This is a genomic window from Streptomyces katrae (assembly GCF_000717655.1).
In the GTDB taxonomy this organism is placed as follows: Bacteria; Actinomycetota; Actinomycetes; order Streptomycetales; family Streptomycetaceae; genus Streptomyces; species Streptomyces katrae_B.
The window spans coordinates 110549-133525 of record NZ_JNZY01000014.1 but is presented as its reverse complement, the minus strand read 5'-3'; the positions used below and the strand labels follow the sequence as shown (position 1 = coordinate 133525).

The window sequence follows — 22977 nt, the reverse complement described above, 5'->3', positions numbered from 1 at the left end:
AAGGCGGCACACCATGGGGCTCCGGCGGAGCAGGCGGCAGCGCGAGAGCGCGCAGGCGGCGTACGACGGCGCGGGGGATGCGGCGTACGGCACGGGGTACGACAGCGGCGCCGCCGTCGAGCTGCGCGGCGTACGGCGCGAGTACGGGCGGGGAGCCGCCACCGTGCACGCGCTGCGCGGGATCGACCTCAGCCTGCCCCGCGGCAGCTTCACCGCCGTCATGGGGCCCTCCGGCTCCGGCAAGTCCACCTTCCTGCAGTGCGCGGCCGGGCTCGACCTGCCCACCGCGGGCTCCGTCCGCCTCGGCGGCACCGAGATCACCGGCATGAACGAGAACGAGCTCACCGAGCTGCGCCGCAGCCGCCTCGGCTTCGTCTTCCAGGCCTTCAACCTGCTGCCGTCCCTGACGGTGGAGCAGAACGTGCTGCTCCCGATGCGGCTGGCCGGCGGCCGCCAGGACCGGGCGCGGGCCGCCGACCTGCTCGCCCGCGTCGGCCTCGAGGGCAAGGGCCGGCGCCGCCCCGCCGAGCTCTCCGGCGGCCAGCAGCAGCGCGTCGCCATCGCGCGGGCCCTGGTCACCCGCCCCGACGTCGTCTTCGCCGACGAGCCCACCGGCGCCCTCGACACCACCACCGCCGCCGAGGTCCTCGGGCTGCTCCGGGCCGCCGTGGACTCCATGGGCGCCACCATCGTCATGGTCACCCACGACCCGGCCGCCGCCGCCCACGCCGACCAGGTGCTCTTCCTCGCCGACGGGCTGATCGCGGACCGGCTGCCGCACAGCTCCGCCGCGGCCATCGCCGACCGGATGACCGCCCTCACCGCCCCGGCGTACGCGGGCGCGGCCGCCTGATGCCGCTCCACCCCAACGGCCTGGCCCGGGCGGCGGTCCGCTTCCGCCCCGCCGCCTTCGCCGGCACCTTCATCGCCCTGCTCATGACCGTCGCCATCGTCTCCGCCTGCGGCATCCTGCTGGAGAGCGGAGCCCGGGCGAGCGTCCCGCCGGCCCGCTACGCCCAGGCACCCGCAGTCGTTGCCGCCGACCAGCAGATCCGCTGGCAGATGGGCAGCGGCGAAGGCTCGTACGAGGAATCCGTGCGGGTCCCGGAGCGGGCCCGGGTCGACGCCGCCCTGCTGGAACGGCTGGCTCCGCTCGGGCGGGCCGTCCCCGACGTGGTCTTCCCCGTACGCGGGGACGCGGGCTCTGCCGTGGAGGCCTCCGGCTGGGGGGCGTCTGCCTTCACCGGCGTGCAGCTCAGCCGGGGCCGGGCCCCGGGGGCCGGCGGGGAGGTCGTCCTGGGTACGGGCTCGGGGCTCCAGGGCGACCGGGTGTCGCTCGACACCCCGGTCGGGAAGCGGGAGTTCCGCGTCGTGGGACACGCCGAAGGCGCCGGTGTCTGGTTCTCCGACGCCGAGGCCCGCGCCCTCTCCGGGCACCCCGGCGCCCTCGACGCCGTCGTCGTGCTCGACGCCGACCCGGCCCGGGTCCGCGCCGCCGTCGACGGCCGCGCCCAGGTGCTGACCGGCGCCGCCCGCGCCGTGGACCCGCAGCTCGCGGGCGCCAAGGAGATGCTGATGGGCCTCGGCGGCTCCTTCGGCGGCACCGCCACCCTCGTCGCCGTCTTCACCGCCGCCGGAACGGTCGCGCTCTCCGTCGGGCAGCGCTCCCGCGAGTTCGCCCTGCTGCGAGCGGTCGGAGCCACCCCGCGGCAGATCCGCCGCACCGTCGCCACCGAAGCCCTGCTCGTCGCGCCGGCCGCGGGCGCGCTGGGCTGCGTACCCGGAATCGGCCTCGCCGCCTGGTGGTTCGGGCAGCTCAAGGCCAAGGGCGCGATCCCGGCCGGGGTCGACCTCGCCGTTTCCTGGATCCCCCTGGTCTCGGCCGCCGGCATCGGCCTCGTCGCCGCCCTGCTCGCCGGCTGGGCCGCCGCCCGCCGGCCCGCCCGGATCCGGCCCGGCCAGGCGCTCGCCGAAGCCGCCGTGGAACGCCTCCGCCCGGGGTGGATCCGTACACCGCTCGGCCTCGCGGCGGTGGCCGGCGGGACCGCCTGTGCGGGGCTGGCCGCCACCTCCGGCGGGGAGGACGCCGCCAACGCCGCGCTCGGCGTCGTCATGCTCTTCATGCTGGCCGTCGCCCTGCTCGGCCCGCTGATCGCCCGCGCCTGCGCCGCCGTACTCGGCCTCCCGCTGCGCGCCGGCGGCGCCTCCGGCTCGCTGGCCGCCGCCAACTCCCGGGCCCACGCCCGTCGGCTCGCCTCCGCGATCACCCCGATCGTGCTCGCCATGGCCTTCTCCTCGACCCTGGTCTTCCTGCACACCAGCGAGGAACGCGCCGCCCGGCAGCAGCAGGAGGCCGGGCTGCTCGCCGACCACGTGATCACCGACCCGCCCTCCGACGCCCGCGCCGGCGTCGCGATCACCCGTACCCCGGTCCTCGTGATGGCCGGCCGCGGCGGCGAACGCCGGCTGCAGTCCGCGTCGGCCCAGGGCGTCGCGGGCGATGTCACCACCGTCCAGGACCTGGGCGTACGCGAGGGCAGCCTCGCCGCGCTCCGGCCCGGCACGGTCGCCGTGGACCGAAGCATCGCGGAGTCCGCCCGCCTGGGGGTCGGCGACCGCCTCGAACTCCGGCTCCCGGACGGGGCTCCGGCGCATCCCGAGATCGTGGCCGTCTACACCCGCGGCCTGGGCCTCGGCCGGGTCACCCTCCCCGCGGCCGACCTGGCCGGCCACACCACGGCCGGGCACGCCACCGAGCTCATGATCCGCGGCCCGGTGCCGGCGGAGCTGGGCCCGGCGGTGTCCGCCTCGGCGGTGCCCGTCTCGGCGTGGACCACGGCCCGGGACCCGGACCGCGAGCTCAACGCCTGGGCCAACACCACCATGGCGGCGGTCCTCGGCGGCTTCGCGGCCGTCGCCGCAGCCAACACCCTGGTGATGACCGTCCTCGACCGCCGCCGCGAGCTGCGGATGCTCCGCCTCGTCGGCTCCACCCGCCGCCAGGTGTTCCGGATGCTGCGCTGGGAGGCCCTCCTGATCGGCGGCGCGGGCGTCATCCTCGGCAGCGCGATCGCCCTGGCCACGCTGTTCCCGCTGGCCAAGGCGATCACCGGGGCGCCCCCGCACATCCCGCCGATGCTGTACGCCTCCTTCGCGGCGGCGGCCCTGACGCTGGGCCTGACCGCCACCACCCTCCCGGCCCGCTGGGCCCTCCGCCGGGAGAGGTAGCCCGCCGGGCCCGCGGCGTCTGGTGCCCCGTACCTCGCCGGGCCCGCGGCGTCTGGTGCCGTACCTCGCCGGGCTGTCGGGGCGACCGCGTACGTCCGGTACTCGGGCGCCCCTCCGCGTTGCGGTGCCCGGCACCAGACACCGCGGGCGGCGCCCTTCGCACGCCGGGCAGGACCCTGCGCCACCTGGAGCGTGCGGCACCTGCAGCGTGCGGCCTGCATCCACCCGTCCCGAAGGGCCCGTTGCGTCAGATGATCACGGGGCCATTTCCTTCCAGGGGCCGATCCCGAGCCTCCCGGTGTTCCCGAGGTCGACGGACCGGTCGAGCTCCAGTTCAACCCGGGGCGCACCGGGCCGCGGGGTCACCTCCAGCACCCACCCCTCGGCGGCGGGCACCGCCCCGTCGGTCACCAGGTTCCGCCACACCATCATGACCCTGGCCGCCTGGCCGGGCCAGAGTTCGACCCTCTGCGGGGCGCCGTCCGCACCGGTCGGCGCGGACGTGATCTCCTCCGCCCCGTGCACGACGGCGACCTCCACCGGAACCCGCTTCTCGTCCAGCAACCGGATCTCCGGATAGCCCTCGAGTACGTAGGGCTGCTTACTGCAGTTGACCAGCTGGATGTCGGCCACACGAAGCCCCATCGCGGCATTTCCGGTCCCTTCGAGCAACCGCACCCCGCCCTCGGGACAGTCCTCCTGCGCCCCCGCCGCCGACGGCGCAGCCCTCATCCCAGTGGGCCCCGGCGCAGCCGCAGGCGCGGGCGGCGTACGCACCCCACGACCACCCCCGCCGAAACGATCCCCCCGACGACCCCCGCCACCCACCGCAACCTGACCATCCCCCGACCCTACGACCCCCACCGTCCACCCTGACCCTGCCCGCCCGGCTCCGCCCACGCCGGCCAACTCCCGGGCCGCAGCGGCACATCCAGCCCGGTCGGCGACCGCGGCCCCGCCGGCGTTCGAGGCCCGGGGTCCGGGGCGCAGCCGGGGGCCGCTCGCGCAGCCGGGGGCCGGTCGCGCAGCCGGGGGCCGGTCGCGCAGCCGGGGGCCGGTCGCGCAGCCCGGGGCCGCTCGCGCAGCGGCGTGGCACACCACGCCCGGCCCCCGGAGGCGCGGACCGGCCAATCACCCCCGATTGGCCGGTCCGCCGCGCCCGGCGGATCCCTACCGTGCCCCCATGGACCGCACGCTCGCCGCCGACCTCGCCCGCCTCCCCGACCTCCTCGAGGCCACCCGCCGTACCGCCGCCGACGCCCTCGAAGCCCTGGACGCCCGTCCCGTCGTGCCGGCCGTCGTACCGCCCACCGGGCCTCCGCAGGACCCCGAGCCCCTGCCTGCGCACGCCGCCGGGGCGGCCGCCGCGCTCGCCGCCTTCCAGGACCGGTGGGCGCCCCGCCTCTCCGCCTCCGCCGGCCCCCGCTACCTCGGCTTCGTCACCGGCGGCGCCACCCCCGCCGCCCTCGCCGGCGACTGGCTGACCTCCGTCCACGACCAGAACTCCAACTCCGCCCTGGACCCCGCCGGCCAGGACCTCGAACGCGAAACGATCAGCTGGCTGCGCGAGCTCTTCGGCCTCACCGACGCCCACGCCGGCACCTTCGTCAGCGGCGCCACCATGTCCAACACCACCGGCCTCGCCATCGCCCGCGAGTGGCTCGGCGAACGCCTCGGCGTCTCCCCCTCCGAGGACGGCGCGGCAGCCCTCGGCCCCGTCCGCGTCCTCTCCGGAGCCCCGCACTCCTCCATCGCCAAGGCCCTCTCCGTCCTCGGCCTCGGCCGCAGCTCCCTCGTCGCCGTCCCCACCCTCCCCGGCCGCGAGGCCGTCGACCCCGCCGCCCTCGACCGTGCCCTCGCCGACACCCCCGGCCCGGCCGTCGTCGTCGCCAACGCCGGCACCGTCAACACCGTGGACTTCGACGACCTCCCCGCCATCGTCGCCCTCCGCGAACGCCACGCGTTCTGGCTCCACACCGACGCCGCCTTCGGCGCCTTCGCCGCCGTTTCCCCGGAGCACGCCCACCTCGCCGCCGGGCTCGACGCCTCCGACTCCCTCTGCATCGACCTGCACAAGTGGCTGAACGTCCCCTACGACAGCGCCGTCCAGTTCACCCGCCGCCAGGACCTCCAGGCCCGCGTCTTCCAGAACGCCGCCGCCTACCTCGGCCCCCTCGGCGGCCGCCCCGACCTCGTCCACCTCACTCCCGAGAACTCGCACCGGCTGCGCGCCCTCGCGGCCTGGTTCACCCTCCGCGCGTACGGCCGCGAAGGCCACCGCGAGATCGTCGAGCGCGACATCGCCTGCGCCCGGGCCCTCGGCGCCGCACTCGAGCAGGACCCGGCCTTCCGCCTCCTCGCCCCGGTCCGCCTGAACGTCGTCTGCTTCACCCTCGCCGAGGACCCCACCCCGGCCCGCCTGACGGCCCTGCGCGAGGCGGCGCAGGAGGAGGTGTTCGTCACCCCCACCGTCTACGCGGGAACCCCCGCCCTGCGCGCAGCGTTCTCCAACTGGCGCACCACGCAGGCCGATGTACGCCGGGCCGCGCAGGCTCTCCGTACAGCGGCACACACGGCAGCGAAGGGGACCGCATGACGCAGCAGCAACCACTGACCCTGCTCGAGGTCGAGGCCCTGGCGCGCTCCGCGCACGAGGGCCAGACCGACAAGGCCGGCCGGCCGTACGCCGAGCACCTCGCGGCCGTCGCGGAGGGAGTCCGCGCCCGCGGCGGCAGCGCGGAGCAGCAGGCGGCGGCCTGGCTGCACGACGCCGTCGAGGACGATGCGCTCAGCCGGGAGTGGCTGGATTCGGCCGCTCTGCCCCAGCCGGTGAAGGACATGGTCCTGGCAGTCACCAAGCGCCCCGGCGAACCGGTGGAGGAGTACGCGGCCCGGATCCTCGCCACGCCCGGCGCCCTCCTGGTCAAGGAGGCCGACCTGGCGCACAACGCGGATCCCGTGCGGCTCTCCGTACTGGACGGTCCCACCCGGGAACGGCTGTCCGCGAAGTACGCGTATGTCCGCTCCCTCCTCGGCCTCGCCGCACCATGACCGTGTCCCCGCGCCCGAAATATGTCCGGTGCACGGCCGGTTGGCGGGAAAGCGCCGACGCCGATTCGCCACGGGGCGGATAGCCGGGGCCCGTTGGTGGGAGGATGGTCCATGTGGGGGCGCGCGCGGCCGTGCGCCCCAGGCCGACCAGGGGACGACCGAAGGTGTGATCAGTAGTGGCCATTTCGCTGTCAGTGGTGGTTCTGTTGGCGGTCATCCTGGTGGTGCTCGTCCGCGGCAACCACATCAAGGCCGGCCCCGCGATCGTCGCGGTCCTCTTCGGCTTCTTCCTGGCGTCCAGCTCGATCGCCCCGGATGTCAACCGCTTCCTCAACTCCCTCGCCGACACCATCGCGGGAATCAAGCTCTAGGGGGAAGGCCCGGGGAGTACCGGCCACCCGCCGGTACTCCAGGTCCGTGTTCCCCCGGGCCGCCCGGCGCGATGACGCCGAGGGTGGCCGAATCCTCGTCGGCGATCGCGTCGTCAAATGGGTGACCTCGCTCCTGGTGCCGACACGGCCGCGCCCCGGCGTACCCCTGCGCCGCAGCCCACTCAAGGCCATCCGTGAGATGCCGAGCGACAAACCGGACGATAGGCTAAAGGCGTCATCAATACGGCGTAACGGTATGAGACTTCCCCCTCGGCGCCCCCCGTGCGACCGCTGCCGCGGGCATCGGAGCCGTCACGCCTCCCCGGCCGCACCGTCAGCGTCCAAGGCAGGTTGAATGATGAACCGGACACGTCGTCTTGCAGCACTCACGCTGTTGGTGGCCCCCGCCCTCGCGCTGGGCCCCGCCGTCGCCGCACACGCCTCGACCACCGCGGCCCCCGCGGCCGCGAAGTGCAACGTCGAGGTGGATTCAGCCGGCAAATACCACCTGTGGGGTGAGGGATTCCCCGCCGGCACGACGGTGACCTACTCCGGCTCCACTGCCGGCTCGGTACCCGTCGACAAGTCGGGCAGGTTCGACCTCGGCGGCCTGAGCGGAGCCAAGTACGTCGTCAAGACGGCCGACGGCAAGACCACGGTCACCTGCGCGATGGTCCAGCACTGAGACCTGCGCCAGTTCGGAACGACGAAGGGCCAGGTCAGAGGAAACATCCTCTGACCTGGCCCTTCGTTCTTCAGAGCGGGCGACGGGAATCGAACCCGCGTAGCTAGTTTGGAAGACTAGGGCTCTACCATTGAGCTACGCCCGCAACGCGTGCGCCGCAGGTCCGGGGGGCCGCGGCACGGACAGCATCCTAGCGGGTCGGGCCGGGGGAGTGCACACCGCATGACGCGCCCGCGGCGCGGCGTCCGGAAACGTTCGCTCGAACCCCGCGCATCGGAGGGTCTCCGGGCATGTACCCTACGTGTCGCACCGACGGGGTGTGGCGCAGCTTGGTAGCGCGTCCGCTTTGGGAGCGGAAGGTCGTCGGTTCGAATCCGGCCACCCCGACCAACAGCACCACCGGCATCGCCCTCACAAGCTCGCGTTGTGGGCAGATTGCCGCTTGCGGCTACTATGCAAGCTGCGTGCCCGTGTGTCTGATGTACCGGGCCGAATCCGCCGAACCGCTGAATCGCAGCGAGGACGCAGAACCCCAAGCAGTCAGCCACAAGGAGACCGAACCGTGAAGAGCGCCGTGGAGACCCTGAACCCGACTCGGGTTCGGCTCACTGTTGAGGTGCCCTTCGAGGAGCTCAAGGACAGCCTCGACGCGGCGTACAAGAAGATCAACCAGCAGGTCACGGTGAAGGGCTTCCGCAAGGGCAAGATCCCGGCCCGGGTCATCGACCAGCGCTTCGGTCGCGGTGCGGTGCTGGAGGAGGCCGTCAACGACGCCCTCCCGAAGTTCTACACCGAGGCCGTCAACGAGGCCGACCTGAACCCGCTGGGCCAGCCTGAGGTCGACATCACGGAGCTGAAGGACGGCGAGCTGCTGGCCTTCACCGCCGAGGTCGACGTCCGCCCCGAGATCGAGATCCCGGACTACTCCGGCATCGAGGTCGAGGTCGACGCGGTCGAGGTCTCCGACGAGGACATCGAGAAGTCGGTCGAGCAGCTGCGCGGCCGCTTCGCGTCCACCAAGGACGTCGAGCGCGCGGCCGAGGACGGCGACGTCGTCACCATCGACCTCGAGGCCAAGGTCGACGGCGAGGTGCTGCCCGACGGCGTCGCCTCCGACGTCTCCTACACCATCGGCTCGGGCGAGCTCCTCGAGGGCATCGACGACGCCGTCAAGGGCCTGGAGGCCGGTGGCGAGGCCACCTTCACCTCCCAGCTGAAGGGCGGCTCCGCCGAGGGCAAGGACGCCGAGGTCACCGTCAAGGTCACCAAGGTCTCCGCCCGTGAGCTGCCGGAGCTGGACGACGAGTTCGCGCAGATGGCGAGCGAGTTCGACACCCTCGAGGACCTCAAGGCGGACAGCCGCAAGCGCCTCGAGAACATGAAGCAGTACGACCAGGCCACGCAGGCCCAGGAGCGCGTCCTGGAGAAGCTGCTGGAGCTCGTCGAGGTGCCGATCCCCGAGAAGCTGCTCGAGGACGAGGTCAACACCCGCAAGCACAACCTGGAGCACCACCAGCTCGGCCAGATGGGCCTGACCATCGAGAAGTACCTGGAGTTCCAGGGCAAGACGGTCGAGGAGTTCGACGCCGAGACCAAGGACCAGGCGATCAAGGGCATCAAGACCCAGTTCGTCCTGGACGCGCTCGTCAACAAGGAGAAGCTGGGCGTCGACCAGGAGGAGCTCACCGAGCACCTCATGCGCCGTGCCGCCTCCTCCGGCATGTCCCCCGACCAGTTCGCCCAGGCCGTCGTCGAGGGTGGCCAGGTGCCGATGCTCGTCGGCGAGGTCGCCCGCGGCAAGGCCCTCGCGGTCGTCGTCGAGGCCGCCAAGGTCGTCGACACCAACGGTGAGGTCGTCGACCTCTCCGACGAGGAGGACGAGGTCGAGGCTGCCGCCGAGACCGTCGAGGCCGTCGTCGAAGGTGACGCCGACGCCGCCGAGGCGCAGGCCGACGAGGCCAAGTAACGCCTTGGGCGCCGCCCCGCGCGGCGCCCGCTGAGCAGCACCCGAAGGGCCCGTACGCAGCCGTGTACGGGCCCTTCGCACACTCCGCGCCCGGCGCCTTCCACCGGGCCTGCGCCCGGTCCCCGAAGGGCCCACGGACCTTGCGCTCCGAGCGAACAGTTCGGGAAGCGGGATGGCGTTGTCCGACCTGCGCGTTAGGGTCCATGAATACGAGGGCACGGGAGTACCCGGATGCCGGCGGCCACTGCCGCCGACCGGTCCGCGCCCCAGAACGAGACGCTGAGACGGCATGTGGCCGTCGGAGACGAGCAGGTGGATACGTGACGAATCTGAAGCCTTACGCCGCGGGTGAGCCGTCCATCGGTGGCGGCCTCGGCGACCATGTCTACAACCGGCTGCTCGGCGAGCGCATCATCTTCCTCGGCCAGCAGGTCGACGACGACATCGCCAACAAGATCACGGCGCAGCTCCTCCTCCTGGCCGCGGAGCCGGAGAAGGACATCTACCTGTACATCAACAGCCCGGGCGGCTCGGTGACGGCGGGCATGGCGGTCTACGACACCATGCAGTACATCCCGAACGACGTCGTCACCATCGGCATGGGCATGGCGGCCTCCATGGGCCAGTTCCTGCTCACCGGCGGCGCCCAGGGCAAGCGCTTCGCGCTCCCGAACACCGACATCCTGATGCACCAGGGTTCCGCCGGCATCGGTGGCACCGCCTCGGACATCAAGATCCAGGCCCAGTACCTGCTGCGCACGAAGCAGCGCATGGCCGAGATCACCGCCCACCACTCCGGCCAGACCGTGGAGGCGATCATCCGCGACGGCGACCGCGACCGCTGGTTCACCGCGGAGGAGGCCAAGGAGTACGGCCTCATCGACGAGATCATCTCCGCCGCGTCGCTGGTCCCGGGCGGCGGCGGCACCGGGGCCTGATCCCGGCCCCGGCGCGCGGGTCCTCGTACGAGGCCCCGTACGCCCGCCCGCACCCGGCAAGCCCCAGCCCGCAGAACGCCACCAGGATGGTGAACACCCAGATGCACATGAACAACCTCTCTCCCGCGAGCGGCCTCTACACCGGCGCGCAGGTGGACAACCGCTACGTCGTCCCGCGCTTCGTCGAGCGCACCTCGCAGGGTGTGCGCGAGTACGACCCGTACGCGAAGCTCTTCGAGGAGCGCGTGATCTTCCTCGGCGTGCAGATCGACGACGCATCCGCCAACGACGTCATGGCGCAGCTGCTGTGCCTGGAGTCGATGGACCCGGACCGCGACATCTCGATCTACATCAACAGCCCCGGCGGCTCCTTCACCGCGCTGACGGCCATCTACGACACGATGCAGTTCGTGAAGCCGGACATCCAGACGGTCTGCATGGGCCAGGCAGCCTCCGCCGCCGCGGTCCTGCTGGCGGCCGGCACGCCCGGCAAGCGCATGGCGCTGCCGAACGCCCGCGTGCTGATCCACCAGCCGTCCGGCGGCACCGGCCGTGAGCAGCTCTCCGACCTGGAGATCGCGGCCAACGAGATCCTGCGCATGCGTGACCAGCTGGAGACCATGCTGGCCAAGCACTCGACCACGCCGATCGAGAAGATCCGCGAGGACATCGAGCGCGACAAGATCCTGACGGCCGAGGACGCGCTCGCGTACGGCCTGATCGACCAGATCGTCTCGACCCGCAAGAACTCCCACTGATCCTTGCCGTCAATTGGCGTGGGCACGTCGTCACATTCGGCGATGTGAACCACGTCAAGGGGGCCCCGTACGGGGCCCCCGGCAAGGTACCGTCGGATATGAGGCACCAGGAGCGCTGAACCAAGCGTCTCCCAGGCGAAGGGGAAGCACCTCGTGGCACGCATCGGTGACGGCGGCGACCTGCTCAAGTGCTCGTTCTGCGGAAAGAGCCAGAAGCAGGTGAAGAAGCTCATCGCAGGACCCGGTGTGTACATCTGCGACGAGTGCATCGACCTCTGCAACGAGATCATCGAGGAGGAGCTCGCCGAGACCTCCGAGGTCCGGTGGGAGGAACTCCCCAAGCCTCGTGAGATCTACGAGTTCCTGGAGAGCTACGTCGTCGGCCAGGAGCCGGCGAAGAAGGCCCTCTCGGTGGCGGTGTACAACCACTACAAGCGGGTCCAGGCCGGCGAGAACGGCGGTGCGCAGGGCCGGGACGACGCGATCGAGCTCGCGAAGTCCAACATCCTGCTGCTGGGCCCGACGGGCTCCGGCAAGACGCTCCTCGCCCAGACGCTCGCGCGCATGCTGAACGTCCCGTTCGCCATCGCCGACGCGACGGCGCTGACGGAGGCCGGGTACGTCGGCGAGGACGTCGAGAACATCCTGCTCAAGCTGATCCAGGCGGCCGACTACGACGTCAAGAAGGCCGAGACCGGGATCATCTACATCGACGAGATCGACAAGGTCGCCCGCAAGAGCGAGAACCCGTCGATCACCCGTGATGTGAGCGGCGAGGGCGTGCAGCAGGCCCTCCTGAAGATCCTGGAGGGCACGACCGCCTCCGTCCCGCCGCAGGGTGGTCGCAAGCACCCGCACCAGGAGTTCATCCAGATCGACACGACGAACGTGCTCTTCATCGTGGGCGGCGCCTTCGCCGGCCTCGAGAAGATCATCGAGTCGCGTGCGGGCGCCAAGGGCATCGGCTTCGGGGCGACGATCCGCTCGAAGCGCGAGATCGAGGCGAGCGACCAGTTCCAGGAGGTCATGCCGGAGGACCTGGTGAAGTTCGGGATGATCCCGGAGTTCATCGGCCGTCTGCCCGTCATCACCTCGGTGCACAACCTGGACCGCGAGGCGCTGCTGCAGATCCTGGTGGAGCCGCGGAACGCGCTGGTGAAGCAGTACCAGCGGCTGTTCGAACTCGACGGCGTCGAGCTGGACTTCGAGCGCGAGGCGCTCGAAGCCATCGCGGACCAGGCCATCCTGCGCCAGACGGGCGCGCGCGGACTGCGCGCCATCATGGAGGAGGTCCTGATGTCGGTGATGTACGAGGTCCCGTCCCGCAAGGACGTGGCCCGCGTGGTCATCACCGCGGACGTGGTCCGCTCGAACGTCAACCCGACGCTGGTCCCCCGCATCGTCCCGAAGGACCAGGGCCCGCAGGAGAAGTCGGCCTAGCCGACGCGCCGTACGAGGAGGGGCGCCCCGGACATCCGGGGCGCCCCTCCTCGCTTTCGGGACCATCTTGACCGATTATCGGACAAGTGGCCCGTGTGGCCTGGTGCGGCGGATAACTCCTTGATCAACTTTGTCTCGACCAGCCTTAGTCAAGGGGAACGAGACATGAAGATGAAGAAGCGCACACTCGGCGTCCTGGCCGCGACGTTTGCCGCAGCCGCCCTCCCGATCATGGCGGCTTCACCCGCGTCGGCCGACCAAGGTGCGTGCCAGTTTTCCCTGATAGACGCGGGCTACAGGGTAGGCCCGAAGGCGGAAGCGGCTTGCCGGACTGGAAGTGATTCCGGCAACCCCGCCCGTTGGGTTCAGTGTTACTGGGGTCTGACCGCCATAGAGGTGACGGAAGTGGAGGCTGCCAGGGCCTGCAACGCGGCGTAGCAGGGGATCGGCGGCGGTCGGCGTGAAGGCGACGATTTCACACGCCGGCCGCCAGTCCGATCAGGCCTTGGTCCGTGAGGTGTTGTAGAGCTTCGCCGCCAGCTTGGAGACGTCCTCCAGGGTGCCCTGGCTGCCGCCGGTCAAAATCGTGGTCTGGTCCATGTGGTTGACTGCGGTCAGGGTGGAGTGGTCGCTCCAGGCGCAGGTGGGGACCACGAGCGAGCTGGGCTCTCCGGGCTTGGTGGTCTTCGTGGTCGTCATCTTGACCTCGACGCACTTCATGACGGCGCCCTTGAACCCGTCCGGCGTGAACGCCTTGGGGGAGCCGACCTTTTCGTACTTCAGGCCGAGCTTGTCGGTCTCCGGGTTGGGCGCGCCGATCGTGCCGAAGTAGGCGTCGAGAGCCTGCTCCGGATCGTCGATCTGGCCCCAGAAACCGCTCGCGGTCATCTGCTTGGCCTTGCCCTTGATGCCGCTCAGGTACTGCTGGCTCGCCTGGTGGGGGTCCTTGATGCCGATGCCCTCGGCCTTGGTCTTCTGCTCGCCGGTCAGGGGGGTGTCGCCCTTTGCGGTACCGGCCGCCTGCTCGTTCTTCGCGTAGCTGTCGACCGTGGCAGGGAAAGCCAGCTTGTAGCCCTTGGTGTCCGCCGCGATGGCGCCGCCCGCGCCGCCGCCCTGCGTGAAGTACCAGCCCGCGCCCGCGATCACGGCGACCGCGACGACCACGGCGATGATCACGCCGGCCTTGGACTTCTTCGGCTGCTGCGGCTGCATGCCGTACGGGGGCTGCTGCGGGTAGCCGTAGCCCGGCTGGGGCTGCTGCTGGGGGTAGCCCTGCGGGGGGATGCCCGGCTGCTGCGGGTAGCCGTAACCCGGCTGGGGGGCGGGCTGGCCGTAGGGGCCCGGCTGCTGCGGGGGGCCTCCGTACGGCCCCGGCTGCTGCGGCGGCTGGGCCCCGTACGGTCCCGGCTGGTTGTAACTCATGCCCGCGTCCCCCTTCAGGAATCCTTTATGTGTTTCAGACATCCTGACGGAAGCCGAAGCCGCACACGGCGCCGGGCCCCTTGATTACCGGTTTCATGACTGGACTGTTACGGCCCTAAACTGTGCCTCGTGACCGAGAACACGCAGACACCCAGCAGCCCCGACTCCGAACTGCCGACCGCGTACGCTCCGGCCGAGGTAGAGGGGAAGCTCTACGAGCGCTGGGTGGAGCGTGGGTACTTCACGGCCGATGCAGCGAGCGAGAAGCCCGCTTACACCATCGTCATCCCGCCGCCGAACGTCACCGGCTCCCTGCACCTGGGGCACGCCTTCCAGCACACGCTCATGGACGCGCTCACCCGCCGCAAGCGCATGCAGGGCTACGAGTCCCTGTGGCTGCCCGGCATGGACCACGCCGGTATCGCCACCCAGAACAAGGTCGAGCAGCAGCTCGCCGAGGAGGGCAAGTCCCGCCACGACCTGGGCCGCGAGGAGTTCGTCGAGCGCGTCTGGCAGTGGAAGGAAGAATACGGCGGCAAGATCCTCGGCCAGATGCGCCGCCTCGGCGACGGAGTCGACTGGTCGCGCGAGCGGTTCACCATGGACGAGGGCCTCTCCAAGGCCGTCCAGACGATCTTCAAGAAGCTCTTCGACGACGGTCTGATCTACCGTGCCGAGCGCATCATCAACTGGTGCCCCCGCTGCCTGACGGCCATCTCCGACATCGAGGTGGAGTACCAGGAGGACGCGGGCGAGCTCGTCTCGATCAAGTACGGGGAGGGTGAGGACTCCCTCGTCGTCGCCACCACGCGCGCCGAGACGATGCTCGGTGACACCGCCGTGGCCGTCCACCCGGACGACGAGCGGTACGCGCACCTCATCGGCAAGCAGATCAAGCTGCCGCTGACCGACCGGACCATCCCGGTCGTCGCCGACGCGCACGTCGACCCGGAGTTCGGCACCGGCGCCGTCAAGGTGACCCCGGCGCACGACCCGAACGACTTCGCGATCGGCCAGCGCCACGGCCTGCCCTCCATGACGATCATGGACGAGCACGGCGTCATCACCGTCCACGGCCCCTTCCTCGGCCTGGACCGCTTCGAGGCCCGCTCCGCGGTCGTCGGCGCGCTGCGCCAGCAGGGCCGGATCGTCGCCGAGAAGCGTCCGTACGCGCACTCCGTCGGGCACTGCTCACGCTGCAGCACCACCGTCGAGCCGCGCCTCTCGCTCCAGTGGTGGGTCAAGGTCGAGACCCTCGCCAAGGCCGCGGGTGACGCGGTCCGCGACGGCCGGGTCGCGATCCACCCGCAGGAGATGGAGAAGCGCTACTTCGACTGGGTCGACAACCTCAACGACTGGTGCATCTCGCGCCAGCTGTGGTGGGGCCACCGCATTCCGGTCTGGTACGGCCCGGACGGCGAGGTCGTCTGCCTCGGCCCGGACGACGAGGCGCCCACAGGCGAGGGCTGGACCCAGGACACCGACGTCCTCGACACCTGGTTCTCCTCCGGCCTGTGGCCCTTCTCCACGCTCGGCTGGCCGGCGAAGACCCCGGACCTGGCGAAGTTCTACTCCACCGACGTCCTGCTCACGGGCCACGACATCATCTTCTTCTGGGTCGCCCGGATGATGATGTTCGGCCTGTACGCCATGGACGGCGAGGTCCCCTTCAAGACGATCGCGCTGACCGGCCTGGTCCGCGACGAGCGGGGCAAGAAGATGTCGAAGTCCTTCGGCAACGTCGTCGACCCGCTGGACTGGATGGACAAGTACGGCTCCGACGCCGTCCGGTTCACCCTGGCCAAGGGCGCCAACCCCGGAACCGACGTCCCGATCGGCGAGGACTGGGTCCAGGCCTCCAGCAAGTTCGCCAACAAGATCTGGAACGCCACGCGCTTCGCGCTGATGAACGGCGCCACGATCGAGGGCGAGCTGCCGCCGGCCGAGCAGCTGTCGGCCACCGACCGCTGGATCCTGTCCCGCCTGAACAAGACGGTCGCTCAGGTCGACGCGTACTACGAGGACTTCCAGTTCTCGAAGCTCAGCGAGGCGCTCTACCACTTCGCGTGGGACGAGGTCTTCGACTGGTACGTCGAGCTGTCGAAGACGACGTTCTTCGCGGGCGGCGAGCAGGCCAAGGTCTCCGCCCGGGTCCTCGGCGAGGTCCTCGACGTCATGCTGCGCCTGCTGCACCCGGTGGTCCCGTTCGTCACCGAGACCCTGTGGACCACCCTCACCGGGCGTGAGTCGCTGGTCATCGCCGACTGGCCGAAGGACAGTGGCTTCCGCGACGAGGCCGCCGAGGCCGAGATCGGGAGCATCCAGACCCTCACCAAGGAGGTCCGCCGGTTCCGCAAGGAGCAGGGCCTCGACGACAAGCAGAAGGTCCCGGCCCGCCTGGACCTGACCGGCACCGTGCTGGCCGCCCACGAGGCCGCCATCCGCCAGGTGCTGCGGCTGCAGCCCGAGGGCGATTCCTTCAGCGCCACCGCGACCCTCCCGGTCGCCGGCGCCACGGTCGCGCTCGACCTGTCGGGCACGATCGACGTGGCCGCCGAGCGCAAGCGCCTCTCCAAGGACCTGGCGGCCGCGGAGAAGGAGAAGCAGCAGGCCGAGGCGAAGCTCGGGAACGAGGCCTTCCTGGCCAAGGCGCCCGACAACGTCGTGGACAAGATCAAGGGCCGGCTGGCCAAGGCCGAGGCGGACATCGCCCGGATCCAGGCACAGCTGGAGACGCTGCCCGCCGCGTAACACGTACAAACGGTGAACCACACGTACATACGGTGAACCTTCGGCCCCCGAGTACCTCGCTCGGGGGCCGACGCGTAGGGTGACAACGGCCCCAGGGGTTCCGTGCGTTCGGCAGGGGCCATCGTCGGCCGGCTGTCGACCGAGGGGGGTCTCGGAGTGTGGGGTCGTGACGTGCCGGGCCGCCCGGCCTTGAGCCGCGAGCTGAAGCGCCGCAATCTCCTCCTCGGGGCGGCGGCCACCGCGGCCACGGGCGGCGCCCTCGCCGGAGTGGCGGCCTTGAGCACCTCGCGCGCGCCCGCCGCCGGACTCCAGAAGGACCTGCTGTCGCGGGACCCCAAGGCCTCCGGACCGGCCCGGTCCGTCTACCGATTACTGGCCGGGCTGGAGGCGGACGCCCGGGCCGGCCGGCGCCGCGGCACCCTCATCGGCCAGCACGCCGAGGTGCACAACGAGCGGTACAACCCGGAGTACGGCGACCACACCGGTCCGAAACCGCCCGGCTACTACTACCGCAAGCCCCAGGACATCACCGGGAAGCTGCCGGCGTTCCTCGAACTGGACCTGGGCCCCGGATACCAGCAGGAGAGCTGGGGCGTGGGCGAGGCGCGGGACTACTCGCGAGCCGCCTGGCCCGCACGCCGCGAGTTCTGGACCTACACCAACGACGTCGTCGACCTCGCCATGGGCGTCTGGCACGGGCTGCCCCGCAAGGACGACGGCTCGTACAACCCGACCGGCACGGAACGCCTCTGGAACGGCACCAAGACCGTGCTGCCGGCCAACGGAGGAGCGCCCGCGGGCCTGGTCGGGATGTCGTTCCACCAGCCGTGGCCGGGCAGCCCGGTCAAGAGCTACGACCAGACCCTGCGCCGCAACGCACCCTCGGCGAAGGACCCGGGCTGGATCGACCGGGTGCTCACCCCCGGTTCCCCCGAACACGCGGCGCTCCTGCTCGACCTGTCGTTCCTCGCGGACCACCTCGGCTACCTGGCCGCGCACGGCGTACCCGTACTGCTGCGCCCGTACCACGAGATGAACTCGCTCGGCGGCGAGCAGAGCTTCTGGTGGGCCGGCCTGAAGCCCCAGCAGTACACGGCCCTCTGGGAGTTGCTCTACCACTACCTGGTGGGCTCCCGGGGACTGCACAACCTGATCTTCGTCTGGGCCCCGACGGCGTGGGACGGCGTCCACGGCAGCGAACCCTGGGACTTCTACCCGGGCGGCGAGTACGTGGACGTGGTCGGCGTCGACGACTACAGCGGAACGCCGGACGACCCCTTCGACCCGGCCGCCTGGACATCTACGTGGCACCGCGGCCTCGAGGACTACGGCAAGCCGCGGATCCTCGCGGAGTCCTTCCACGTGCCGCTGGGAGCGGCGCAGCGCACGACGCTCGACAAGGCCCCGTGGGTGCTGTGGACCGTGTGGGGCGACGGGCTCACGGCGAAGAACTCCCCGGCGGACGTGCAGCAGACCTACAACGACCCCAAGACGATCCCCGGCGGCCGTGCATCGGGCCCCGCCGGAGTGCAATGGCTCGCCTTGCACGACGGTTCATCCGAAGAGGAGTGAAGTTGAGCGCGCTAACGCCACGTGCCCACCGCGTGGCAGCCTTCGTGGCCATGGGATGGGCAGGGGTCCTGCTCCTCTGGGCCCTGTACAACTGCTTCTGGCAGGTCGGCGTCGTCGACTTCCTGCAGGGCATCGTCTACTACGGCATGGGCGACGGCTCCGGAGCAGCCGAGACGTTCAACCTCAACTGGGGCGTCGTCTATGTGGCGGGCGGCCTGCTCGTCCTGCGGGGGAACACCCTCGGGCGCGGCATCATCATCGGCGGCGCCGCCATCGAGGGCTACAACCGGGTGCGCAGCCTGACGGGCGCGCTGTTCGACGAGAAGCAGACCGACTACTTCACCTCGACCCTCCAGGGCGGGCTGAAGCTGGCGACCTTCGCCGTCGGCGTTCTCGTGACCGGCGCCCTCATCGTCCTGCTGCTGCGGGACTTCGCCGCGTACGAGCCCTGGCAGCCACCGGTGAACCCCTGGACCCAGCAGGCCCACGAGGCGCGGCAGGCCCACGAGCAGGCCCAGCGCGCGGCCGCCCAGCAGGTGCAGCAGCCGCAGTTCCCTCAGCAGCAGGTGCCGCAGGCGCCTCAACCGCCCCAGCAGCAGCACGGATTCGGGCCCGCGCCGTCCTACCCGGCGCAGCCCGGGTCCCAGGTGCCGCAGACGGGCTACGCCCAGCCGCAGCCCCAGCAGCCGCAGCCCCAGCAGCCGCAGCCCGGTTACGGGCCCGGTCCGTACGGCGGTCAGCCCGCCTGGCCCCAGCAGCCCCAGCAGCCCCAACAGTCCCCTCCGCACCAGCAGTAGGAACCCCGAAGGACCCTTCCCATGACCCTCGCCCCCTTACAAGAGGTCGTGACGACATCCCGTCGCGATGCGAAACTGGTGCAGCGCCATGCCGACTGGAAGCCCAGCGTGCTGGCCTTCCTGCTGCCCTTCCTGGTCCTCGTCAGCTTCGGCCTGTGGGTGTTCGAGCCGAACCCGACCCCGCTGGGCTGGACGCTGTCGGTGATCTGGTCGCTGCCCGCCATCGGCGTCATGGTCGGCTTCCAGGGCGTGCTGCTGATCCGCCGCCGCCTGCGCAAGGCGCACGAGATGGTCCCGCCGGCGCCGGTGGAGGAGGACTTCCTCATCGTGCTCGTGCCGACCATCGGCCGCCACGACACGTACCCGGCGCTGGAGCGGTCGGTCCTCAGCTACGTGGAGCACCTCCCGCCGTACTTCCCGTACATGCGGGTCGACGTGCTCACGGAGGAGGGCTGCGAGGCGGCCGGGCGGATCGACGACCTGGCCGCGATGAACCCCCTGATCCGCGTGGTCACCGTGCCCAAGGTGTACGAGACGGCGAACGGGACCCGCTTCAAGGCCCGCGCCAACCACTACGCGCACGAGCTGCGGATCGACGAGGGCGAGGCCCTCGACGACGTCTGGGTGCTGCACATGGACGACGACACCGGGGTCGGCCCCGACACCGCCGCGTCCATGGCCCAGTTCGTCAACCGCCAGCGCCGGGCCGGCGATGAGGGCAAGCACATGGCGCAGGGCATCCTCGCCTACCCGCGCGAGAACGCCGTGAACCGCTTCACCTGGCTCGCCGACGCGGTCCGCCCCGCCGACGACATAGCCCGCTTCCGGGCCTTCACCGGTCTCGGCACCCCCGTCGCCGGCGTGCACGGCGAACTGCTGCTGCTCCGCGCCTCCATCGAGGCGACGATCGGCTGGGACTTCGGCCCCAAGGCCATCGTCGAGGACGCCCAGCTGGCGCTGACGTTCTGCCGCAAGTACCCGGGCCGCAGCGACTGGTTCAACGGCCGCTGCTACGGCGCCTCCCCGGCCACCACCAGGGACTTCATCAAGCAGCGCGAGCGCTGGGCGTGGGGGCTGGTCGCGCTCTGCTTCAACCGCACGGTGCCGTTCAGGTACCGCTGGTTCCTGATGCTGTGCATGGTCAGCTGGGTCCTCGGCCCGCTCCAGCACGTCGCGACCGTGCTCCTCGTGGCGTGGTTCATCGGCGATTTCAACACCTCGCCCGTGACCCAGTCCGTCGTGATCATGTGGTCGCTCAGCTTCGCGTACGTCATCTGGACCTACTGGGAGGGGCTGCGGCTCAACGCCCTGGTCTCGGCGAACGGCAAGCGCCGTTGGTGGGAGCCGTTCGCGGTGCTCGGCCTCATCCCGCTGTTCTCCGTACTGGAAGGACTCGGCGGCCTGCGCGGGCTGATCAAGTTCATCAAGCGCGAGGAGAACAAGTTCGTCGTCATCGCCAAGCCCGCCTGAGAAACCGAGAGCCCCTCGTGACGAAGCGTTCCAAGGTCCCCCTGCTCGCGATCCTCCCTGTGACCGTGACCTCCCTGGTCCTCGGCCTGCCCTTCCTGATCGGCGACCACCCCCTGCGCTGGAGGTCCGGCTCCGCCAAGCCGATCCTGGTCCTGCACGACTCCGTCCCCGCCCAGGGGCACGGCGACGGCACCGTCCTCGCCGGCGGGGGCGGCGGACCGGCCGGGCAGCCGGAGCCCGCCGGGCCCCCGCCGAAGGTGGACAAGCCCTGGAAGGCGGGGATGCCCGAGTGGGGCGTCCAGATCTTCTGGGAGGACAAGAAGGAGCACAGCGACGCGTACGTCGAGAAGAAGGCGCGCGAGCAGGCCGACTACCTCGTCGGGCTGAAGGCCAATGCGGTCGCCGTCTCCTTCCCCTTCTACACGGAGGGCCGCACCTCGACGAAGCTCGCGGCCGGCAAGAACACCCCGACGCCCGAGCACCTCGAGACGGTGCTGCGGGTCTTCCGCGAGGCCGGACTGCGCACCACCGTCCGCCCGACGCTGGACGAGGCGGCGCTCGTCCCGCCGGAGGGCTGGCGCGGCAACATCAAGCCGACCGACAAGGAGGCCTGGTTCGATTCGTACGAGGCCCTGCTCGGCCCGTACCTCGACGCGGCGCAGCGGCAGCAGGCGGCGACGTTCGTGATCGGCACCGAGCTGAACTCGATGGAGGGCCACCCGGGCTGGAAGGGCCTGATCGCTGCGGCCGGGAAGCGGTTCAAGGGCGAGGTGTCCTACGACGCGAACTGGGACAACTACGTGGGCGGCCACATCGACGTGCCCGTCAAGCGGCTCGGGGTCGACGCCTACTTCCCCGTGAAGGTCGCCGACGACGCTCCCGTCGACCAGCTCGTCGACGGCTGGAGCACCTGGCTCGACAAGAAGAGCAAGGGCCCGCTGCCGCGGATCGTGCTCGCCGAGGCGGGCATCAGCGCCATGGACGGCGCCTTCCACGCCCCCGGGGACTTCTACGCGAAGCGGAGGCTGAACCCCGCGGTGCAGGCCAATTGGTACAAGGCGGTCTGCCAGGTCGTCCGGGAGCGGAAGATGGCGGGCGTCTACTGGTGGTCGGTCTACTTCGACTCCGACCCCAAGGCCGCCCCCAAGGAGGAGGAGTCCCGGCTCAACTTCGCAGGGCGCCCGGACACCGAGCGGGAGATCCGGTCCTGCTTCGGCTCCGACTACGCGGGTCCCGGCACCGATCCCGCGCCCTGATGGGTTGTGCCCCGAGTTGTCCGGAGTATCGGACATCACGTTCTCGGACCGATCGGCTGATCCGATCGCCCTCGGCGGGCACGGATGATGGAAGGCATGCACGTCCTGCCCGTCGCCCCGGCGCTCCGCCGGGCCGCGGCCACCGGCCGCCGGTTCGCCGAGAGCTGGGCCGGGTCTCCCCGGGCGCTTGACGTGCTCACCGCACTCAGCTGCCTCGCCCTGATGGCACTGGACTTGCCGGGCCTGGCCGCCGCCGACAACTCGCTCAGCGGTCCGATGGCGGCCGCCGTGCTCGCCGCCGGGTGCTCGAGCCTGGTGGTGCGCCGCCGGACGCCCTGGGCCGCGTACCTCACCGCGCTGCTCTTCATCGGCTGGCTGCACGAGCTGACGCTGATCCAGTTCGCGCTCTACTCGGTCGGCCGCTACCGGGGGCGCCGGCCCGCGGTCCTCGCCACCCTGGGGTACATCGCCTTCGCGCTGATCGTCTTCAGCGTCCCGGGCTGGCCCGAACCGCAGGCCCGGTCGCTCAGTTCGTTCCTCAGCCTGGTCGTGCCGATCGGGGTGCTCGCCTCGGCCGTCGGCATCGCCGCCTACCGGCACGACCTGGTGCGCGAGCCGGCCGCCCGGCGGGCCGAATCGGCCGTCCTGCAGGCGGTCCAGCAGGAGCGCACCTCGGTCGCCCGCGACGTCCACGACTTCGTCGGCCGGGAGCTGACGCTGCTGACGGTGCGCTCCGAGGTGCTGTCGGTGCGGGCGCGCGAGTCGTCGCACGCCAAGGACTTCGAGGAGCTGGCCGACACCGCGCGCCGGGCCCATCTGGTGCTCAACGAGATCATCGTGCAGCGCAGGGCGCGGGCCGCGACCCCGGGGGTGGACGGGCTGCCGGCCCTCGCGGAGGAGAGCGGGCGGGCCGGTTCGCCCGTACGGCTGGCCCTGGATCCGCAGGTGCACGGGCTGTCGCCGCTGCGGCAGGCCGCGGTGTACCGGGTGGTGCAGGAGTGCCTGACCAACGCGGCCAAGCACGCCTGCGGGGAGACCGTCGACGTGTCGATCGCGGCGGACGGGCCGCAGCTGCGGATCGCGGTCAGCAACGGCCTGCCCGCCCGTACGCCGACGCGCGCCCCCGTCTCGGCCGGCTCGGGCACTGCGAGCATGTCCGAGCGCGTGCGCAGCCTGGGCGGAACCCTGACGGCGACGCGCACGGACGACTCGTACACGGTGGTGGCCACCTTCCCGCGCGGATAGCCGGGGACGGCCGCGGTCCCGGGCCCC

Annotated in this window: 19 protein-coding genes and 2 tRNA genes; 18 read left to right on the top strand and 3 right to left on the bottom strand. The window is 71.2% G+C overall.

All coding sequences use genetic code 11. From position 1 onward, the window contains the following. Positions 1 to 13: 13 nt before the first annotated feature. Positions 14 to 853, top strand: a complete 840-nt coding sequence (locus IF09_RS0119215; RefSeq protein WP_030297287.1) for an ABC transporter ATP-binding protein — start codon at positions 14 to 16, stop codon at positions 851 to 853. Beyond that, complete coding sequence (locus IF09_RS0119210) at positions 853 to 3228, top strand: ABC transporter permease (RefSeq protein ID WP_030297285.1); 2376 nt, start codon at positions 853 to 855, stop codon at positions 3226 to 3228. The genes IF09_RS0119215 and IF09_RS0119210 overlap by 1 nt, the downstream gene beginning before the upstream one ends. A gap of 255 nt (positions 3229 to 3483) precedes the next feature. Here the strand turns inward: IF09_RS0119210 and IF09_RS0119205 are convergent, their stop codons facing one another. Further along, positions 3484 to 3960 (bottom strand): DUF4232 domain-containing protein, encoded by a 477-nt coding sequence (locus tag IF09_RS0119205; protein ID WP_078613339.1) that lies wholly within the window; start codon positions 3958 to 3960, stop codon positions 3484 to 3486. Between the two features lie 451 nt (positions 3961 to 4411). Between IF09_RS0119205 and IF09_RS0119200 the strand changes: the two genes are divergently transcribed. From IF09_RS0119200 to IF09_RS0119185, 4 genes are all read left to right on the top strand, one after another. Beyond that, on the top strand, positions 4412 to 5824 hold the full coding sequence (locus IF09_RS0119200; RefSeq protein ID WP_030297281.1) for a pyridoxal phosphate-dependent decarboxylase family protein: 1413 nt from the start codon (positions 4412 to 4414) through the stop codon (positions 5822 to 5824). Beyond that, entirely contained in the window at positions 5821 to 6279 is a 459-nt protein-coding gene (locus IF09_RS0119195) for an HD domain-containing protein (protein ID WP_030297275.1), read from the top strand. The genes IF09_RS0119200 and IF09_RS0119195 overlap by 4 nt, the downstream gene beginning before the upstream one ends. Before the next feature lie 176 nt (positions 6280 to 6455). Continuing rightward, positions 6456 to 6650 (top strand): hypothetical protein, encoded by a 195-nt coding sequence (locus tag IF09_RS0119190; protein ID WP_030297273.1) that lies wholly within the window; start codon positions 6456 to 6458, stop codon positions 6648 to 6650. A gap of 358 nt (positions 6651 to 7008) precedes the next feature. Continuing rightward, entirely contained in the window at positions 7009 to 7335 is a 327-nt protein-coding gene (locus IF09_RS0119185; RefSeq protein WP_158710005.1) for a hypothetical protein, read from the top strand. A gap of 74 nt (positions 7336 to 7409) precedes the next feature. On the opposite strand, the gene IF09_RS0119180 is transcribed toward IF09_RS0119185, so the two are convergent. Further along, positions 7410 to 7480: transfer RNA gene (locus IF09_RS0119180), tRNA-Gly, on the bottom strand. A 168-nt stretch (positions 7481 to 7648) separates the two neighbouring features. On the opposite strand from IF09_RS0119180, the gene IF09_RS0119175 reads away from it, so the two are divergent. The 6 genes from IF09_RS0119175 (at position 7649) to IF09_RS45685 (ending at position 12875) form a co-directional block, all read left to right on the top strand. Continuing rightward, positions 7649 to 7725: transfer RNA gene (locus IF09_RS0119175), tRNA-Pro, on the top strand. Between the two features lie 172 nt (positions 7726 to 7897). Continuing rightward, positions 7898 to 9301 carry a trigger factor gene (tig, locus tag IF09_RS0119170; RefSeq protein ID WP_030297270.1) on the top strand — a complete coding sequence of 468 codons (1404 nt, stop codon included), beginning with the start codon at positions 7898 to 7900 and terminating at the stop codon, positions 9299 to 9301. Between the two features lie 320 nt (positions 9302 to 9621). Continuing rightward, the gene (locus IF09_RS0119160; RefSeq protein WP_030297268.1) at positions 9622 to 10239 is read left to right on the top strand and encodes an ATP-dependent Clp protease proteolytic subunit; all 618 of its coding nucleotides are present in this window, start codon (positions 9622 to 9624) and stop codon (positions 10237 to 10239) included. Positions 10240 to 10325: 86 nt separating this feature from the next. Then, entirely contained in the window at positions 10326 to 10997 is a 672-nt protein-coding gene (locus IF09_RS0119155; protein WP_030297267.1) for an ATP-dependent Clp protease proteolytic subunit, read from the top strand. Positions 10998 to 11150: 153 nt separating this feature from the next. After that, positions 11151 to 12437 carry an ATP-dependent Clp protease ATP-binding subunit ClpX gene (gene clpX / locus IF09_RS0119150; RefSeq protein ID WP_030297265.1) on the top strand — a complete coding sequence of 429 codons (1287 nt, stop codon included), beginning with the start codon at positions 11151 to 11153 and terminating at the stop codon, positions 12435 to 12437. 165 nt (positions 12438 to 12602) lie between these two features. Continuing rightward, on the top strand, positions 12603 to 12875 hold the full coding sequence (locus IF09_RS45685) for a hypothetical protein (RefSeq protein WP_158710004.1): 273 nt from the start codon (positions 12603 to 12605) through the stop codon (positions 12873 to 12875). 60 nt (positions 12876 to 12935) lie between these two features. Here the strand turns inward: IF09_RS45685 and IF09_RS0119145 are convergent, their stop codons facing one another. After that, on the bottom strand, positions 12936 to 13859 hold the full coding sequence (locus tag IF09_RS0119145; protein WP_030297263.1) for a hypothetical protein: 924 nt from the start codon (positions 13857 to 13859) through the stop codon (positions 12936 to 12938). Between the two features lie 129 nt (positions 13860 to 13988). Between IF09_RS0119145 and IF09_RS0119140 the strand changes: the two genes are divergently transcribed. The 6 genes from IF09_RS0119140 (at position 13989) to IF09_RS0119115 (ending at position 22950) form a co-directional block, all read left to right on the top strand. Further along, entirely contained in the window at positions 13989 to 16610 is a 2622-nt protein-coding gene (locus IF09_RS0119140) for a valine--tRNA ligase (protein WP_030297261.1), read from the top strand. Positions 16611 to 16712: 102 nt separating this feature from the next. Beyond that, entirely contained in the window at positions 16713 to 18182 is a 1470-nt protein-coding gene (locus IF09_RS40380; RefSeq protein WP_158710003.1) for a glycoside hydrolase family 26 protein, read from the top strand. 50 nt (positions 18183 to 18232) lie between these two features. Then, on the top strand, positions 18233 to 18979 hold the full coding sequence (locus tag IF09_RS45680; RefSeq protein ID WP_158710002.1) for a hypothetical protein: 747 nt from the start codon (positions 18233 to 18235) through the stop codon (positions 18977 to 18979). Between the two features lie 21 nt (positions 18980 to 19000). Next, a complete protein-coding gene (locus tag IF09_RS0119125) occupies positions 19001 to 20449 on the top strand; it encodes a glycosyltransferase family 2 protein (RefSeq protein WP_051832635.1) in 1449 nt (482 codons plus the stop codon). Positions 20450 to 20466: 17 nt separating this feature from the next. Next, positions 20467 to 21705, top strand: coding sequence for a glycoside hydrolase family 113 (locus IF09_RS0119120; protein ID WP_030297253.1), 1239 nt, complete (start codon positions 20467 to 20469; stop codon positions 21703 to 21705). A 96-nt stretch (positions 21706 to 21801) separates the two neighbouring features. After that, positions 21802 to 22950: a sensor histidine kinase gene (locus IF09_RS0119115; protein ID WP_030297251.1), complete on the top strand. Its 1149-nt coding sequence runs from the start codon at positions 21802 to 21804 to the stop codon at positions 22948 to 22950. Positions 22951 to 22977 lie beyond the last annotated feature (27 nt).